This window comes from Streptomyces sp. NPDC031670 (genome assembly GCF_055580545.1).
This window is the reverse complement of record NZ_JBVILC010000006.1, coordinates 252,226-266,815: the sequence shown is the minus strand read 5'-3', so window position 1 is coordinate 266,815 and position 14,590 is coordinate 252,226. Positions and strand designations below refer to the sequence as shown.

The 14,590-nt window shown below is 74.2% G+C and carries 15 protein-coding genes; 10 read left to right on the top strand and 5 right to left on the bottom strand.

Features of this window, described 5'->3' with window-relative positions; genetic code table 11:
• The first annotated feature begins 9 nt into the window (after positions 1-9).
• The 10 genes from ACZ5ID_RS14520 to lgt all read left to right on the top strand — a co-directional run bounded on the left by ACZ5ID_RS14520 (position 10) and on the right by lgt (position 8,764).
• A complete protein-coding gene (locus ACZ5ID_RS14520) occupies positions 10-1,509 on the top strand; it encodes an anthranilate synthase component I (RefSeq protein WP_468897319.1) in 1,500 nt (499 codons plus the stop codon).
• 77 nt (positions 1,510-1,586) lie between these two features.
• Complete coding sequence (locus ACZ5ID_RS14515) at positions 1,587-2,249, top strand: TIGR02234 family membrane protein (RefSeq protein WP_468897317.1); 663 nt, start codon at positions 1,587-1,589, stop codon at positions 2,247-2,249.
• 131 nt (positions 2,250-2,380) lie between these two features.
• Positions 2,381-2,653, top strand: coding sequence for an HGxxPAAW family protein (locus ACZ5ID_RS14510; protein ID WP_468897316.1), 273 nt, complete (start codon positions 2,381-2,383; stop codon positions 2,651-2,653).
• A gap of 88 nt (positions 2,654-2,741) precedes the next feature.
• On the top strand, positions 2,742-3,197 hold the full coding sequence (locus tag ACZ5ID_RS14505; protein ID WP_468897314.1) for a DUF2752 domain-containing protein: 456 nt from the start codon (positions 2,742-2,744) through the stop codon (positions 3,195-3,197).
• Positions 3,198-3,345: 148 nt separating this feature from the next.
• The gene (trpC, locus tag ACZ5ID_RS14500; protein WP_468897312.1) at positions 3,346-4,155 is read left to right on the top strand and encodes an indole-3-glycerol phosphate synthase TrpC; all 810 of its coding nucleotides are present in this window, start codon (positions 3,346-3,348) and stop codon (positions 4,153-4,155) included.
• A 7-nt stretch (positions 4,156-4,162) separates the two neighbouring features.
• Positions 4,163-4,306 carry a tryptophan biosynthesis modulator TrpM gene (trpM, locus tag ACZ5ID_RS14495; RefSeq protein ID WP_467874069.1) on the top strand — a complete coding sequence of 48 codons (144 nt, stop codon included), beginning with the start codon at positions 4,163-4,165 and terminating at the stop codon, positions 4,304-4,306.
• Between the two features lie 151 nt (positions 4,307-4,457).
• On the top strand, positions 4,458-5,747 hold the full coding sequence (trpB, locus tag ACZ5ID_RS14490; protein ID WP_468897310.1) for a tryptophan synthase subunit beta: 1,290 nt from the start codon (positions 4,458-4,460) through the stop codon (positions 5,745-5,747).
• Positions 5,744-6,571, top strand: coding sequence for a tryptophan synthase subunit alpha (gene trpA / locus ACZ5ID_RS14485; protein ID WP_468897309.1), 828 nt, complete (start codon positions 5,744-5,746; stop codon positions 6,569-6,571). The genes trpB and trpA overlap by 4 nt, the downstream gene beginning before the upstream one ends.
• A 131-nt stretch (positions 6,572-6,702) precedes the next feature.
• A complete protein-coding gene (locus ACZ5ID_RS14480) occupies positions 6,703-7,698 on the top strand; it encodes a DsbA family protein (RefSeq protein WP_468897307.1) in 996 nt (331 codons plus the stop codon).
• A 103-nt stretch (positions 7,699-7,801) separates the two neighbouring features.
• Positions 7,802-8,764, top strand: a complete 963-nt coding sequence (gene lgt, locus ACZ5ID_RS14475; RefSeq protein ID WP_468897305.1) for a prolipoprotein diacylglyceryl transferase — start codon at positions 7,802-7,804, stop codon at positions 8,762-8,764.
• 191 nt (positions 8,765-8,955) lie between these two features.
• On the opposite strand, the gene ACZ5ID_RS14470 is transcribed toward lgt, so the two are convergent.
• From ACZ5ID_RS14470 to ACZ5ID_RS14450, 5 genes are read right to left on the bottom strand one after another with little or no spacing between them, the layout of a single operon-like run.
• The gene (locus ACZ5ID_RS14470; protein WP_468897303.1) at positions 8,956-9,777 is read right to left on the bottom strand and encodes an HpcH/HpaI aldolase/citrate lyase family protein; all 822 of its coding nucleotides are present in this window, start codon (positions 9,775-9,777) and stop codon (positions 8,956-8,958) included.
• Positions 9,774-10,994, bottom strand: a complete 1,221-nt coding sequence (locus ACZ5ID_RS14465; RefSeq protein ID WP_468897301.1) for a CaiB/BaiF CoA transferase family protein — start codon at positions 10,992-10,994, stop codon at positions 9,774-9,776. Before ACZ5ID_RS14465 ends, ACZ5ID_RS14470 begins: the two co-directional genes overlap by 4 nt.
• Positions 10,991-11,902 (bottom strand): ribokinase, encoded by a 912-nt coding sequence (gene rbsK, locus ACZ5ID_RS14460; protein ID WP_468897299.1) that lies wholly within the window; start codon positions 11,900-11,902, stop codon positions 10,991-10,993. The genes ACZ5ID_RS14465 and rbsK overlap by 4 nt, the downstream gene beginning before the upstream one ends.
• A complete protein-coding gene (locus ACZ5ID_RS14455; RefSeq protein ID WP_468897297.1) occupies positions 11,899-13,380 on the bottom strand; it encodes an ADP-ribosylglycohydrolase family protein in 1,482 nt (493 codons plus the stop codon). The genes rbsK and ACZ5ID_RS14455 overlap by 4 nt, the downstream gene beginning before the upstream one ends.
• The gene (locus tag ACZ5ID_RS14450) at positions 13,377-14,540 is read right to left on the bottom strand and encodes an ADP-ribosylglycohydrolase family protein (protein WP_468897295.1); all 1,164 of its coding nucleotides are present in this window, start codon (positions 14,538-14,540) and stop codon (positions 13,377-13,379) included. The genes ACZ5ID_RS14455 and ACZ5ID_RS14450 overlap by 4 nt, the downstream gene beginning before the upstream one ends.
• Positions 14,541-14,590 lie beyond the last annotated feature (50 nt).

Genomic DNA, 14,590 nt, shown 5'->3' with positions numbered 1-14,590 from the left:
GGTCGCGCCATGGATCTCGAAACCTTCCGCAAGCTCGCGGTGGACCGCCGCGTCATCCCGGTCAGCCGCCGCCTCCTCGCGGACGGCGACACCCCCGTCGGGCTCTACCGCAAGCTCGCCGCCGAGCGCCCCGGCACCTTCCTCCTGGAGTCCGCCGAGAACGGCCGCACCTGGTCGCGCTACTCGTTCGTCGGCGTGCGCTCCGCCGCGACGCTCACCGCCCGCGACGGCCAGGCCCACTGGATCGGCACCCCGCCGGTCGGCGTCCCCGCCTCGGGCGACCCGCTTCAGGCCCTGCGGGCCACCGTGGAGGCGCTGCACACCCCGCGGGACCTGGTCGCCGGGATGCCGCCGTTCACCGGCGGCATGGTCGGCTACCTCGGGTACGACATCGTGCGCAGGCTGGAGAAGATCGGCGAGCACGGGCGCGACGACCTGGGGCTGCCCGAGCTGACCATGCTGCTCACCTCCGACCTCGCCGTCCTGGACCACTGGGCCGGCTCGGTGCTGCTGATCGCCAACGCGATCAACCACAACGACCTGGACACCGGGGTCGACGAGGCCTACGCGGACGCCGTGGCCCGCCTCGACGCCATGGAGGCGGACCTGGCGAAGCCCGTCGAGTACGAGCCCACCGTCCTGCCGCCCTCCGAGCTGCCCGAGTACACCGCCCTGTGGGGCGGCACGGCGTACCAGGACGCGGTCGAGGACATCAAGGAGCGCATCCGCGCGGGCGAGGCCTTCCAGGTGGTGCCCTCGCAGCGGTTCGAGACGCCCTGCACGGCGAGCGCGCTCGACGTCTACCGGGTGCTGCGGGCCACCAACCCGTCCCCGTACATGTACCTCTTCCGCTTCGACGGCTTCGACGTCGTGGGATCGAGCCCCGAGGCCCTGGTCAAGGTCGAGGACGGGCGCGCGATGGTCCACCCCATCGCCGGGACCCGGCACCGCGGCGCCACCCCGCAGGAGGACAACGACCTCGCCGAAGAGCTGCTCGCCGACCCCAAGGAGCGGGCCGAGCACCTGATGCTGGTGGACCTGGGCCGCAACGACCTGGGCCGGGTCTGCGAACCGGGCAGCGTCGAGGTCGTCGACTTCATGTCGGTCGAGCGGTACTCGCACGTCATGCACATCGTCTCGACGGTGACCGGCCGGGTCGCCCCGGGCCGTACCGCCTTCGACGTGCTCACCGCGTGCTTCCCCGCGGGGACGCTCTCCGGGGCGCCCAAGCCGCGCGCGATGCAGATCATCGAGGAGCTGGAGCCGAGCCGCCGCGGGCTCTACGGCGGCTGCGTCGGCTACCTCGACTTCGCCGGCGACTCCGACACCGCGATCGCCATCCGCACGGCCCTGCTCCGCGACGGCACGGCCTACGTCCAGGCCGGGGCGGGCGTGGTGGCCGACTCCGACCCGGTCGCGGAGGACAACGAGTGCCGCAACAAGGCGTCGGCGGTGCTGCGGGCGGTCCACACGGCGAACCGGCTCGGCGGCCGGAGCGCGCGCTCCTGAGGGACGGACCGGCCCCGCACCGCGATTTCGCGCCATAACAGCCCCCGGCTGACAAGATCACCCCCGCGCAGGCGATAGTGGAGTACGTGAGTGCCGTACCCGTACCCCAGTCGCGTGCCGAATCCGCGTCGCCCGCCCGCGCCGGAGGCGGAGGCGGCGGTCGCCGCAGCCTCGCCGCCGCCCTGCTCTTCGGGGCCGCCGGGGCCGCTGTCGTCCTGCTCGCCTCCGGGCAGACCTGGGCCGAGGGCCACGCCGCGGTCGGGGGCGGCTCGGTGCCGCTCCGCGCCACCGGGCAGAGCGTGACGGGCGTGCCCGCCGCCCTGGCGATCGTCGGACTCGCCGCGCTCGTCGCGGTGTTCGCCGTGCGCCGGGCCGGGCGGCTGCTGGTCTCCGGGCTGCTCGCGCTGAGCGGCGCCGGAGCCGCGCTCGCCGCCTTCCTCGGCGCCGACGACAGCTCCGCGCTCGACGAGAAGGCCGCCCGGACCAGCGGCGACGCCGCCGCGACCATCGGCGGCCTCACGCACACCGCCTGGCCCTACGTCACCTTCGCGGGCGGCCTGCTGCTCCTGGTCGCCGGGCTGCTCGCGCTGCGCTTCGGCGCCGCCTGGCCCGCGATGGGCGGACGCTACGAGCGCGACGGCAGCCCCCGGCCCCGCAAGTCCCGTCCGGCCAAGGACCCGGACCGGCCCGAGGAGCTGTGGAAGGCCCTGGACCGGGGCGAGGACCCGACCGGAGTGTGAGCTGTCCCACGGGGGCGACCCCAGGCTCGGGGCACGCGCGCGCGTGGGCGACAATGGTCGATGAGCGGTCGCGGTCCCCGGACTGGGCGGCCGACTCCGCGACCCAGAGATTCACCAACGAGGAGCAACTCATGGCGGGCAGCAGCGGCGGCCACGGACACACCCCGGCCGCCTGGACCGGTGTCATCATCTCCTTCATCGGCTTCTGTGCGGCCTCGGTCTTCATCGTCGCCGCCAACCCGATCGGCTTCTGGGCCGGGACGGCGCTCACCCTGCTCGGCGCGGTCGTCGGCGGCGTCATGAAGATGGCCGGCCTCGGCACCCCGAAGGAGTCCGCCGAGATGGCCGCGGCCCGCGAGGCGGCCGGCGCCAAGGCGCGCGCCCGTCTCGCCGAGGCCCGCTGAGGCACCCGGCACCCTGTTCCGAGCATCCGACGAGAGGCGCGGCCCCACCGGGGCTGCGCCTCTCGTCGGATACGGGGACAATCACCGCGTGGACGCCACCCCGACCCCGGCCCGCCCGGTCCCCGACGCCCCGGCTCCCGGGGCCCGTGCCGCCGCGCGCCGGCTGCTCGTGCCGCTGGGCACCCTCGCCGGGGTCGCCGCCGCCTTCGCGTACGTGGGCGCGGTCGACCCGAACGAGCCCGGCCACTACCCCGTCTGCCCGCTGCTGCGGCTCACCGGGATCTACTGCCCCGGCTGCGGAGGTCTGCGCAGCGCCCACGCCTTCATCACCGGCGACTTCGGCGCGGCCCTGGGCGCCAACGCGCTCGCCGTGCTCGGCTACGTCCTCTTCGCGGCCCTCTGGGTGGTCTGGGCCGTCCGTGCGGCGCGCGGGCTCCCGGTCCGTATCGCCCTCGGGGACGGCTACTGGTGGGGCATCGGAGCGGTCCTGCTGGTCTTCTCGATTGTCCGGAATATGCCGTTCGGTTCTGTGCTCGCGCCGTGACATTCCGTATATCTCCCCACGTCCCGGCTGTCCGAGGAGTGGGACGGGCGTCAACCGGATGCGGGCCCTTCGCTCCGGTGCGGATACCATCGTCATGGCTGATCCTGGCCGATCGTCAACGTCACCGTCCTGGAAGGGGGCCGCTCACGTGAGTGTGCTCGACGAGATCATCGAGGGCGTCCGCGCCGATCTGGCGGAGCGGCAGGCGCGGGTCGGCCTCGACGAGCTCAAGGAGCGCGCCGCCAAGGCGCCCCGGGCCCGGGACGGCGTCGCGGCCCTGCGCGGCGAAGGCGTCACGGTCATCTGCGAGGTCAAGCGCTCCAGCCCGTCCAAGGGCGCGCTGGCGGCCATCGCGGACCCGGCCGCTCTCGCCGCCGACTACGAGGCGGGCGGCGCGGCCGTCATCTCCGTGCTCACCGAGGAGCGCCGCTTCGGCGGCTCGCTCGCCGACCTGGAGGCCGTTCGCGCCAAGGTCGACATCCCGGTGCTGCGCAAGGACTTCATCGTCACCGCCTACCAGCTGTGGGAGGCCCGGGCGTACGGGGCCGACATGGCGCTCCTGATCGTCTCCGCCCTGGAGCAGGACGCCCTGGTCTCGCTGATCGAGCGGGCCGAGTCCATCGGGCTCACCCCGCTGGTCGAGGTGCACGACGAGGACGAGGTCGAGCGTGCGGTCGACGCCGGCGCGCGGATCATCGGCGTCAACGCGCGCGACCTGAAGACCCTCAAGGTGGACCGCACCACTTTCGAGCGCGTCGCCCCGGAGATCCCCTCGCACATCGTCAAGATCGCCGAGTCGGGCGTGCGCGGCCCGCACGACCTGATCGCCTACGCCAACGCGGGCGCCGACGCCGTCCTGGTCGGCGAGTCCCTGGTCACCGGCAAGGACCCCCGGGCGGCCGTCGCCGACCTGGTGGCCGCCGGCGCCCACCCCGCCCTGCGGCACGGACGGAACTGACCTGACCATGCCGATCGCCGCCCGCCTCGCCCCCGGCTGCCGCCCCCGCGGCTGCCGCGCCCCGGCACGCCGGGTGCACGGGCGGCGCGTGCGCTATGTGATCGGTTCGGAGCCGGGCCAGGTCAACGGGATGCGATGGCGTCGCCGCTGAGCTGAGTGCCCCGCAAAGGGGCGCGGGAAACTGCGCGACCAGCCGACGACCACGGCCGGACGCAGTCCACGCGCACCCACCACGGCGCTCGGCGTACGCGACCACACGTAACCCCAGGACCGGGGCCACGGCGCCCCGGGGAGGTATCCCCATGTCCCAAGAGCACCAGTTCTTCATCCCCGACCCCGAGGGCCAAGTCCCCAGCCCGGAGGGCTACTTCGGGGCGTTCGGCGGCAAGTTCATCCCCGAGGCCCTCGTCGCCGCGGTCGACGAGGTCGCCGTCGAGTACGAGAAGGCCAAGGCCGACCCCGCCTTCGCCGCCGAGCTCAACGACCTCATGGTCAACTACACGGGCCGCCCGAGCGCCCTCACCGAGGTGCCCCGGTTCGCCGAGCACGCCGGCGGCGCCCGGGTCTTCCTCAAGCGCGAGGACCTGAACCACACCGGCTCGCACAAGATCAACAACGTTCTCGGCCAGGCGCTGCTCACCAAGCGCATGGGCAAGACCCGCGTCATCGCCGAGACCGGCGCGGGCCAGCACGGCGTCGCCACCGCGACCGCCTGCGCCCTCTTCGGCCTGGAGTGCACCATCTACATGGGCGAGGTCGACACCCAGCGCCAGGCGCTGAACGTCGCCCGGATGCGCATGCTCGGCGCCGAGGTCGTCCCCGTGAAGTCCGGCAGCCGCACCCTGAAGGACGCCATCAACGAGGCGTTCCGCGACTGGGTCGCCAACGTGGACCGCACCCACTACCTCTTCGGCACGGTCGCGGGCCCGCACCCGTTCCCGGCCATGGTCCGCGACTTCCACCGGGTCATCGGCGTCGAGGCCCGCCGCCAGCTCCTGGAGCGCGCCGGACGCCTCCCGGACGCGGCGGTCGCCTGCGTCGGCGGCGGCTCCAACGCCATCGGGCTCTTCCACGCCTTCATCCCGGACGCGGACGTCCGCCTGATCGGCTGCGAGCCCGCCGGGCACGGCATCGAGACCGGCGAGCACGCGGCGACCCTGACCGCGGGCGAGCCGGGCATCCTGCACGGCTCCCGCAGCTACGTCCTTCAGGACGACGAGGGCCAGATCACCGAGCCGTACTCGATCTCGGCCGGTCTGGACTACCCGGGCATCGGGCCCGAGCACTCCTACCTCAAGGACATCGGCCGCGGCGAGTACCGCGCGGTGACCGACGACGCGGCCATGCAGGCGCTGCGGCTGCTCTCGCGCACCGAGGGCATCATCCCGGCCATCGAGTCGGCGCACGCCCTCGCGGGCGCCCTGGAGATCGGCCGGGAGCTCGGCAAGGACGGGCTGCTCCTGGTCAACCTCTCCGGGCGCGGCGACAAGGACATGGACACGGCCGCGCGCTACTTCGGCCTGTACGGCACCGACAGCGAGGTGCCCGCCGACGCGGCCGGGCTCGCCGAGATCGAGGGGGACGCGAAGTGAGCGGGAACGTGCGACTGCTGAGCGACACCCTCGCCAAGGCGAAGGCCGAGGACCGCGCCGCGCTCATCGCCTACCTGCCGGCCGGGTTCCCGACCGTCGACGGCGGCATCGACGCCGTCAAGGCCGTCTTCGAGGGCGGCGCGGACGTCGTCGAGGTCGGTCTGCCGCACAGCGACCCGGTCCTGGACGGGCCGGTCATCCAGACCGCCGACGACATCGCCCTCAAGGGCGGGGTGAGGATCGCCGACGTGCTGCGCACGGTCCGCGAGGCGCACGCCGCCACCGGCAAGCCGGTGCTGGTGATGACCTACTGGAACCCCATCGACCGGTACGGCGTGGAGCGCTTCACCGCCGAGCTCGCCGAGGCGGGCGGCGCCGGCTGCATCCTGCCCGACCTGCCGGTCCAGGAGTCCGCGCTGTGGCGCGAGCACGCCGACAAGCACGGTCTCGGCACGGTCTTCGTGGTCGCGCCCAGCAGCAAGGACGAGCGGCTCGCGCGGATCACGGAGGCCGGCTCCGGCTTCGTGTACGCGGCGTCCCTGATGGGCGTCACCGGCACGCGCGCGTCGGTCGGCGCCCAGGCCGAGGACCTGGTGCGGCGCACCCGGGCCACCGCCGGTGCCCGTCGTGGGCTGCCCGTCTGCGTCGGCCTCGGCGTCTCCGACGCGGACCAGGCCCGGGAGGTCGCCGCCTTCGCCGACGGCGTGATCGTCGGCTCGGCGTTCGTGCAGCGGCTGCTCGACGCCCCGGACCACGCCGCCGGGCTCGCCGCCGTGCGCGCCCTCGCGGGTGAACTCGCCGAGGGCGTACGCCTTACGCCGTAAGGGTGTAAGCCGTACGCCGCAACGCTGCGTAACCCCTTCCGGTTCGGACGGACCCGGAACGCGTTAGCTCGTACGGGTGGATCTGGGACCGGGGAGGCACGTGGGTGCCTCCCCGGTTCGTTGCTGCGGGTGTGAGCGAGAAGAACCAAGAAGGCAAGAGGACGGCCCGCGAGCGGCTGGCCCAGGAGCGCGAGCGGCAGCGGACCCAGGACCGCCGCAGACGCACGATGATCGTCGCCGCGGCGGTGGTGTGCGTCCTCGGGCTCGCCGCGGTGATCGGCGTGATCGCCGCCAACACCAAGAGCGGCGGCAAGAAGAGCACGGCGGGCCCGCTGCTCGCGCCCGCCGGAGCGGAGGGCAAGGACAGACTCGCCATCCCGGTGGGCGCCGCCGACGCGCCGTCCACGCTCACGGTCTGGGAGGACTTCCGCTGCCCGGCCTGCGCCGCGTTCGAGAACGGCTTCCGATCCACGGTCCACGAGCTGGAGGACAGCGGCGCGCTCCGCGTCCAGTACCACCTCGCCACCCTGATCGACCGCAACCTCGGCGGCAGCGGCTCGCTGCGCGCTGCGAACGCGGCGGGTTGCGCCCAGGACGCCGGGAAGTTCTCGGCGTACCACGACGTGCTCTACACCAACCAGCCCCAGGAGACGAACGACGCGTACGGGAAGAACGACAAGCTGATCGAGCTGGCCCGGAAGGTCCCCGGCCTGGACACGGCCGCCTTCCGCTCCTGTGTGCAGGAGGGAAAGCACAACAGCTGGGTCACCAAGTCCAACGACGCGTTCCAGAACGGCGGCTTCAGCGGGACGCCGACGGTCCAGCTGAACGGGGAGTCGGTCTTCCCGCAGAAGGGCAGCGAGCAGATCAGCCCGGCGAACCTGAAGAAGTGGGTGGCCGAGGCGAACAAGGGCAAGCAGCCGGGCACGGCCTCGCCGTCGGTGGCGACCGCGGCCCCGAGCTCCCCGGCCGCGGGCGCGCCCGCCGGGTCCGGGACGCCGAAGCCGAAGGCCCCGCACGGGTCCGCGCATGTGCCGGGGGCGGCGCCGACCGCCCCGAAGAAGGCCCCGGCCCCGGTCCCGTCGCATCCGGGGGCCCCGGCGGTCCCGGCTCCGCTGGAGCCCTAGGAGCCCTGAAGCCCCTCCGGGGCCCCGGCACACCGCTCGTTACTCATAAGTTGCCGGGTGGGTGGTCCGACCACCCGCCCGGCAGGGTAGCGTCGACCCTGCCATGAACCTCGCCTTCATTCCCAGCCCGTCGACCGGCGTGATCCATCTCGGACCCATCCCGCTGCGCGGCTATGCCTTCTGCATCATCATCGGTGTCTTCGTCGCCGTCTGGTACGGCAACAAGCGCTGGGTCGCCCGGGGCGGCCAAGCCGGCACGGTGGCCGACATCGCCGTCTGGGCGGTCCCCTTCGGCCTCGTCGGCGGCCGGCTCTACCACGTCATCACCGACTACCAGCTGTACTTCAGCGACGGTGAGGACTGGGTCGACGCCTTCAAGATCTGGCAGGGCGGGCTCGGCATCTGGGGCGCGATCGCGTTCGGCGCGGTGGGCGCGTGGATCGGCTGCCGCCGTCGGGGCATCCCGCTGCCGGCCTGGGCCGACGCGCTGGCCCCCGGCATCGCCTTCGCCCAGGCGGTGGGCCGTTGGGGCAACTGGTTCAACCAGGAGCTGTACGGCAAGCCCACCGACCTGCCGTGGGCGTTGAAGATCTCCGAGGGCACGAACCGGGTCGAGGGCACGTACCACCCGACCTTCCTGTACGAGTCGCTGTGGTGCCTCGGCGTCGGCTTCCTCGTCATCTGGGCGGACCGCCGCTTTAAGCTGGGCCACGGGCGGGCGTTCGCGCTGTACGTGGCGGCGTACTGCGTGGGGCGCGGCTGGATCGAGTACATGCGGGTGGACGAGGCGCACCACGTGCTGGGTCTGCGGCTCAACGACTGGACCGCGATCACGGTGTTCGTGCTCGCCGTGACGTACATCGTGATCTCTTCGCGGGTGCGGCCGGGGCGGGAGACCGTGGTGGAGCCTGGCGCGGCGGCCGGTGCCGTTGAGGCCCCGGCCGACGCGTCGGCCGACGCGCCCGCGGAGGGGACCGTGGCCGGGCCGGCCGACGGGACGACCGTGCCCGTCGACGACGGTGAGAAGCCGGTACCGTCCGACAACGGAACCCCGAGCAAGGGCTGATCCACACTTCCCGCCTGCGGGCCGGTGGGTGGCTGGTCGCGCAGTTCCCCGCGCCCCTAGGTAGTTAGGGGCGCGGGGAACTGCGCGAGCAACCCAGCACGGTCCGCAGACGAAAGACAGGGGCCCGGGGCCCAGCCCCGGGGAAACCGCCTCCACCCCCCCCGCCCCCCGGAGGGCCTCCCCCCGGAGGGTTAAGGGAACGGGCGGGGTGGGGGAACAGACCGGTTCGCCAGCGACAGCGTCCGCCGCGCCGCCTCCAGCACCGCCGCATCCACGAACCGCCCGTCCGCCAGCGCCAGCGCCCCCGTATCGGTCGGCGACGCCGTGACGATCTCCTGCGCCGCCGTCACCTCGGCCGGCGGCGGCAGATAGGCCCGCTCGATCACCGGCAACTGCGCCGGATGGATCGCCGCGCGCCCCAGAAAACCCAGCGCCCGCCCCCGGGCGCAGGACGCGGCCAGCCCGTCCAGATCGCTGATGTGCCGGTAGACGGACTGCGCGGGTGGGTCCAGGCCCGCCGCCCGCGCGGCCACCACCACCCGGCTGCGCGCCCACTCCAGGCCCGACTCGTCGCGTACGCCCAGATCCGCGCAGAGGTCCGCCTCCCCCAGGGCGAGGCCCCGCACCGCCGGGTGCGCGGCGGCGATCGTGTACGCGTGCTCCACCCCCAGGGCGCTCTCCACCAGCGGGTAGAGGCCGACGCCGGGGGCCAGGGCCGCGACCCGCTCGACTTGGAGGGCGTGGGTGACCTTGGGCAGGCGCAGGCCCGACAGGCCCGGCAGCCCGGCCACCGCCCGTACGTCCTCCTCCGTGGCCACCCTGACGTGGACCGGCGTGCGGAGCGGACGCGAGAGCAGCTCCGCCGTCGCCGCCCGGGCGTACGCCTTGCGGTCGGGCCCCACCGCGTCCTCCAGGTCCACGATCACCACGTCCGCACCCGCCGACAGCGCCTTCTCGACCACCTGCGGACGGTCGCCGGGGGCGTACAGCCAGGTCAGCGGGATCGTGGTCACAGCGCGCCCGCCCGGCGCAGCGCGCTGATCTCCGGGCCCGACAGACCGAGTTCGGTCAGGACCTCCTCCGTGTCCGCGCCGTGCGGGCGGCCCGCCCAGCGGATCGCGCCGGGCGTCTCGGAGAGCCGGAAGAGGACGTTCTGCATCCGGACCGGACCCAGCTCCGGGTCGTCGACCGTGGTGAGCGTGTCCAGCGCCCGGTACTGGGGGTCCTCCATCACCTCGCGGATGTCGTAGACCGGCGCGATCGCCGCCTCCGCCTTCTCGAACGCCGTCATCGCCTCCTCCCGGGTGCGCCGCCCGATCCAGTGGCCCACCGCCTCGTCCAGGACGTCCGCGTGCTCGGCCCGCCCCGACCCGCTCGCGAACCAGGACTCCTCGATCAGCTCCGGCCGCCCCACCAGCCGTATCACCCGCTCGGCCACCGACTGGGCGGAGGTGGAGACGGCGAGCCAGCTCCCGTCGGCCGCCCGGTAGGTGTTGCGCGGGGCATTGTTGCGGGAGCGGTTGCCGGTGCGCGGCTGGACGTAGCCGAGCTGGTCGTACCAGATGGGCTGCGGGCCCAGCACGGTCAGGATCGGCTCGATGATCGCCATGTCGATCACCTGCCCGCGCCCGGTGGCGGCGCGCGCGGTGAGGGCGGTCAGCACGGCGTACGCGGTGGCCAGCGCGGCGATCGAGTCCGCGAGGCCGAACGGCGGCAGCGTCGGCGGGCCGTCCGGTTCCCCGGTGACGGCGGCGAAGCCGCTCATGGCCTCGGCGAGCGTGCCGAAGCCGGGTCGGTGGGCGTACGGGCCGTACTGGCCGAAGCCGGTGACCCGGGCGAGCACCAACCGCTCGTTGGCGGCGGACAGTTCGGGCCAGCCGAGGCCCCAGCGCTCCAGGGTGCCCGGGCGGAAGTTCTCGATGATCACATCGGTGGAGGCGGCGAGCCGGAGCAGGGTCTCGCGGCCCCCCGGCGCGGACAGGTCGAGGGTGATCGTCCGTTTGTTGCGGCCGAGCAGCTTCCACCAGAGCCCCACACCGTCCTTGGCGGGGCCGTGGCCGCGCGAGGGGTCGGGACGGAGAGGGTGCTCGACCTTGATGACCTCGGCCCCGAAGTCGCCCAGCATCGTCGCCGCGAGCGGCCCGGCGAAGAGGGTGGCGAGGTCAAGGACCCGCAGCCGCTGAAGGGGCGGAGGGGGCGGCGGGTGCGCCCCGCCCGGGGGAGTCGTCACCGGCCCGCGCCCCCGGCCGCGGACGCCGCCGCGTCGATCTCCGCGCGGTAGGGCATGGCGGCGACCGCGCCGGGCCGCTGGACCGAGAGCGCGGCGGCCTGCGACGCCCACGCCAGCGCCTGCGGCATCGCCCGGCCCTCGCCCAGGGCGACGGCGAGCGCGCCCACGAACGTGTCACCCGCGCCCGTCGTGTCGACCGCGGTGACCTCGGGGGCCGGGACCGCGACCGGGTCCTGGCCGCGGGCCGCGTACAGGCAGCCCCGCGAGCCGAGCGTCACCACCGTCTCGGGGACCAGGTCGAGCAGCGCCCGGGCGGCGGCCTTCGGGTCGTCGACGCCGGTCAGCGAGGTGGCCTCGTGCTCGTTGGCCACCAGCAGGTCGGTGGCGGCGAGGAGTTCGGGCGGCAGCGGCTGGACGGGCGAGGGGGTGAGGACCGTCCGTACCCCGTGGCGCCGGGCCGCCGCCGCGCCCTCGACCACCGTGTCCATCGGCAGCTCCAGCTGGAGCAGCAGCGACTCGGCGCCCGCGATCAGCGCCTCGTCGCCGGGGCCGAGGTGGGTGACGGAGGCGTTGGCGCCGGGGATGACGACGATCGCGTTGCCGCCGGCCGCGTCGACCACGATGTGGGCGGTGCCGGAGGGGCCCTCGGTGGTGCGGACGAGGTCGGTGTCGACGCCCGAGCCGTCCAGCGCGGCCCGCAGCCGGGTGCCGAACTCGTCCGTGCCGACGGCCCCGATCAGTGCCACGTCGCCGCCCGCGCGGGCCGCGGCGACGGCCTGGTTGGCGCCCTTGCCGCCCGGGATCGTACGGAACTCCTGACCGGTGACCGTCTCGCCGCGGCGCGGGGCGGTCGCCACATAGGCGACCAGGTCCATGTTGGTGCTGCCGAGCACCGCGATACGCGTCATGCGTTCCGTACCTCCTGAGGGATGGGGTGTGCGATGAGGTTCGCGGTCAGTTCCGCGAGGGTGTCGAATCCGATGCCGTCGAAGCCGGCGACGCTGGTGGCGAGGCGGTTTTTGAGCGGGGCGGTCCAGCGGGCGGGCAGGGCGTCCGGGTGCCCGGCCAGGAGTCCCGCGAGCGATCCGGCGGTGGCGCCGTTGGAGTCGGTGTCCCAGCCGCCGGACACCGCACGGCAGATGGAGCCGGAGAAGTCGCCGTCGGCGTGGGTGAGGGCGGCGGCGAGCAGGGCGGCGTTGGGGACGGAGTGCACCCAGTGGTACCCGCCGAGCGCGGTGTGCAGACGGTCGACGACCGCCTCGAAGTCCTCCTCCTCGTGGGCGAGCCGGATGCCGAGCCGGACCGCCGCGGCGAGGCGGGAGGCCGGGGGGACCACGGTGAGTCCGCCCGCGAGGCAGCCGTGCACGTCGTACGCGCCGGTGGCGGCCAGGGAGATCGCCGCGGCCGTGAACATCGCGCTGTACACACCGTTGGCGGTGTGGGTGAGGACGGCGTCGCGGTGCGCCTGTCCGGCGGCGGCGACGGGGTCGCCCGGGTTGGTCCAGCCGTGGACGTCGGCGCGGATGGCCGCGCCGATCCACTCGCGGAACGGGTTGCGGTGGGTGGCGGTCCGCGGGGGTTCGACGCCGTCGAGGAGGTTGCGGTACGCGACGCGCTCGGCGGTGAACGTCCGGCCCGCCGGGAGTTCGTCGAGCCACAGCCGGGCCACGTCGGAGGTGGTGAAGGCGCGGCCGTGGCGCTGGAGGAGGAGCAGGCCGAGGAGGGGGTAGTTGAGGTCGTCGTCCTCGGGCATGCCGTCGATGTTCTCGGCGAGGGAGGTGGGGGCGGAGCGGCGGTTCCAGGGGTGGGCGGCGGCGAGGGCGGCGGGGAGGCCGTGGGCGGTGAACCAGGTGTGGAGGGGCCAGTTCCCGGTGGCGCGGGCGAGGGCTCTGATGCCGGAGAGGGGGAGCTTTTCGACTGGCTTGCCCAGGAGGCAGCCGGCGGCCCGGCCGAGCCAGGCGGCGTGGAGGGCGTCGGCCACTCCGGCCCCGCTCCTCCCCGCCGGGACATGTGCGGCTCCGCCGCGTGGGCTCCCGGGACGGGAGCGGGAAGCGGGCGTTCCCCCGGGCGGGGGCTGCGCGTGCCGCGCCAGGGGCGGGACCGTGCCCCCGCACACCCGCGTGATGGCCGCGAGTTCCGTCGGTTCGGCCCGCGCCAACGGACTGGGCAGCAGCGCCAGTTCGTCCAGCAGGCGGAGCGCCAGGGCTCTGAGCGGCGGGGCCGCGGGTACCGGCGAGGCGCCCCCGTGGACGGGGGTCGCGCTGCCGCCCGCCGCCTCCCAGCGTCTCGCGATCCCGCTCGCGTCGCGGCCGTCCTGGGTGGCCTGGCGGAGTTCATGGGGCAGCAGGTCCTCCGGCTGGACCCAGGTCACGCGCAGCGCGGTCACCGGATCAGCGCCTCGAAGGCCGTCTGGTGGGCGGCCCGGCGGACGCGGTCCTTCTCGTACACCTCGACGGCCACCTCCGTCAGGGCCCGCGCGGGCGCGTGCAGATCCAGCCGGCTGGCTTCGGCGATCTGTTCGGCCCAGACGGCCGGGACGGGGCCCTCGCCCCGCAGCGCGCCCGCCAGCGCGCCCGCCATCGTCGCGATGGAGTCGCAGTCGCGGCCGTAGTTCACGGCGCCCAGGACCGCCGTACGGAAGTCGCCGTCGGCCACCAGCAGCATGCCCAGGGCGATCGGGAGCTCCTCGATGGCGTGCAGACGGGACGGGCGGCGGGCGCCCAGGGAGGGGGCGCGGTAGTCGGGGCCGACCGTGTCGAAGGGGGCGACGGCCGTCCGCAGGGGGGTGAGCGCGGACTCGAAGTCCGTGTGGCCGGCCGCCGCTTCGGCCACCGCCTCGATCGCCGCGCGGGTCCCGTCCTTCGCCAGGGCCAGGCAGGTCTCGACGACCGTCGCCGCGGTCGCGCCCGGCGCGCACGCCGCCGCCACCGCCGCGGCGAAGACGCCCGCCGCCTCCCTCCCGTACGAGGACTGGTGCGGGGCCGCCACCTCCAGGGCCTCCGTGTACGCCCCCGCCGGGTTGGCCGCGTTGACCAGGCCGACCGGGGCCATGTACATCGCCGCACCGCAGTTGACGATATTGCCGCTGCCCGCCTCGCGGGGGTCGACGTGCCCGTAGTGCAGCCGCGCCACCAGCCACTTCTCGGCGAGGAAGATCCGGTGCAGCGGGATGGTCTCCGTCTCCAGCTCCGGGATCCAGACCGGGCGGGACACGAGGTCGGGGACCAGGTGGTCCGCGATGGCGTACGCGTCGAGGTGGTCGCGGACCTTCTCGTACACCCGGATCAGCGCGTGCGTCATCAAGGTGTCGTCGGTGATGTGTCCGTCGCCCTTGTGGTACGGGGCGATCGGCCGCGCCGTGCGCCAGTCGTCGCCGTGCCAGGGGCCGACGATGCCGTGGACGCGGCCTCCGTGCCGCTCCACGATCTGCTCGGGGGCGCGGCCTTCGACGGGGCCGCCGAGGGCGTCCCCGACGGCCGCGCCGACCAGGGCGCCGGTGATGCGGTCCGCGAGAGTGAGCGTCGTGTACGACGTCGTGAGCGTCATGCCGGAATTGTCCACCCTGGGTGGTCAGTTCGGGGTGGTTCGCGGCGTTT

Bases quoted from the DNA above. Each gene is read 5' to 3' on its own strand.
- ACZ5ID_RS14520 (WP_468897319.1), top strand. From the start codon at position 10: ATGGATCTCGAAACCTTCCGCAAGCTCGCGGTGGACCGCCGCGTCATC.
- ACZ5ID_RS14510 (WP_468897316.1), top strand. From the start codon at position 2,381: ATGGCGGGCAGCAGCGGCGGCCACGGACACACCCCGGCCGCCTGGACC.
- trpM (WP_467874069.1), top strand. From the start codon at position 4,163: ATGCCGATCGCCGCCCGCCTCGCCCCCGGCTGCCGCCCCCGCGGCTGC.
- trpB (WP_468897310.1), top strand. From the start codon at position 4,458: ATGTCCCAAGAGCACCAGTTCTTCATCCCCGACCCCGAGGGCCAAGTC.
- lgt (WP_468897305.1), top strand. From the start codon at position 7,802: ATGAACCTCGCCTTCATTCCCAGCCCGTCGACCGGCGTGATCCATCTC.
- rbsK (WP_468897299.1), bottom strand. From the start codon at position 11,902: ATGACGCGTATCGCGGTGCTCGGCAGCACCAACATGGACCTGGTCGCC.
- ACZ5ID_RS14450 (WP_468897295.1), bottom strand. From the start codon at position 14,540: ATGACGCTCACGACGTCGTACACGACGCTCACTCTCGCGGACCGCATC.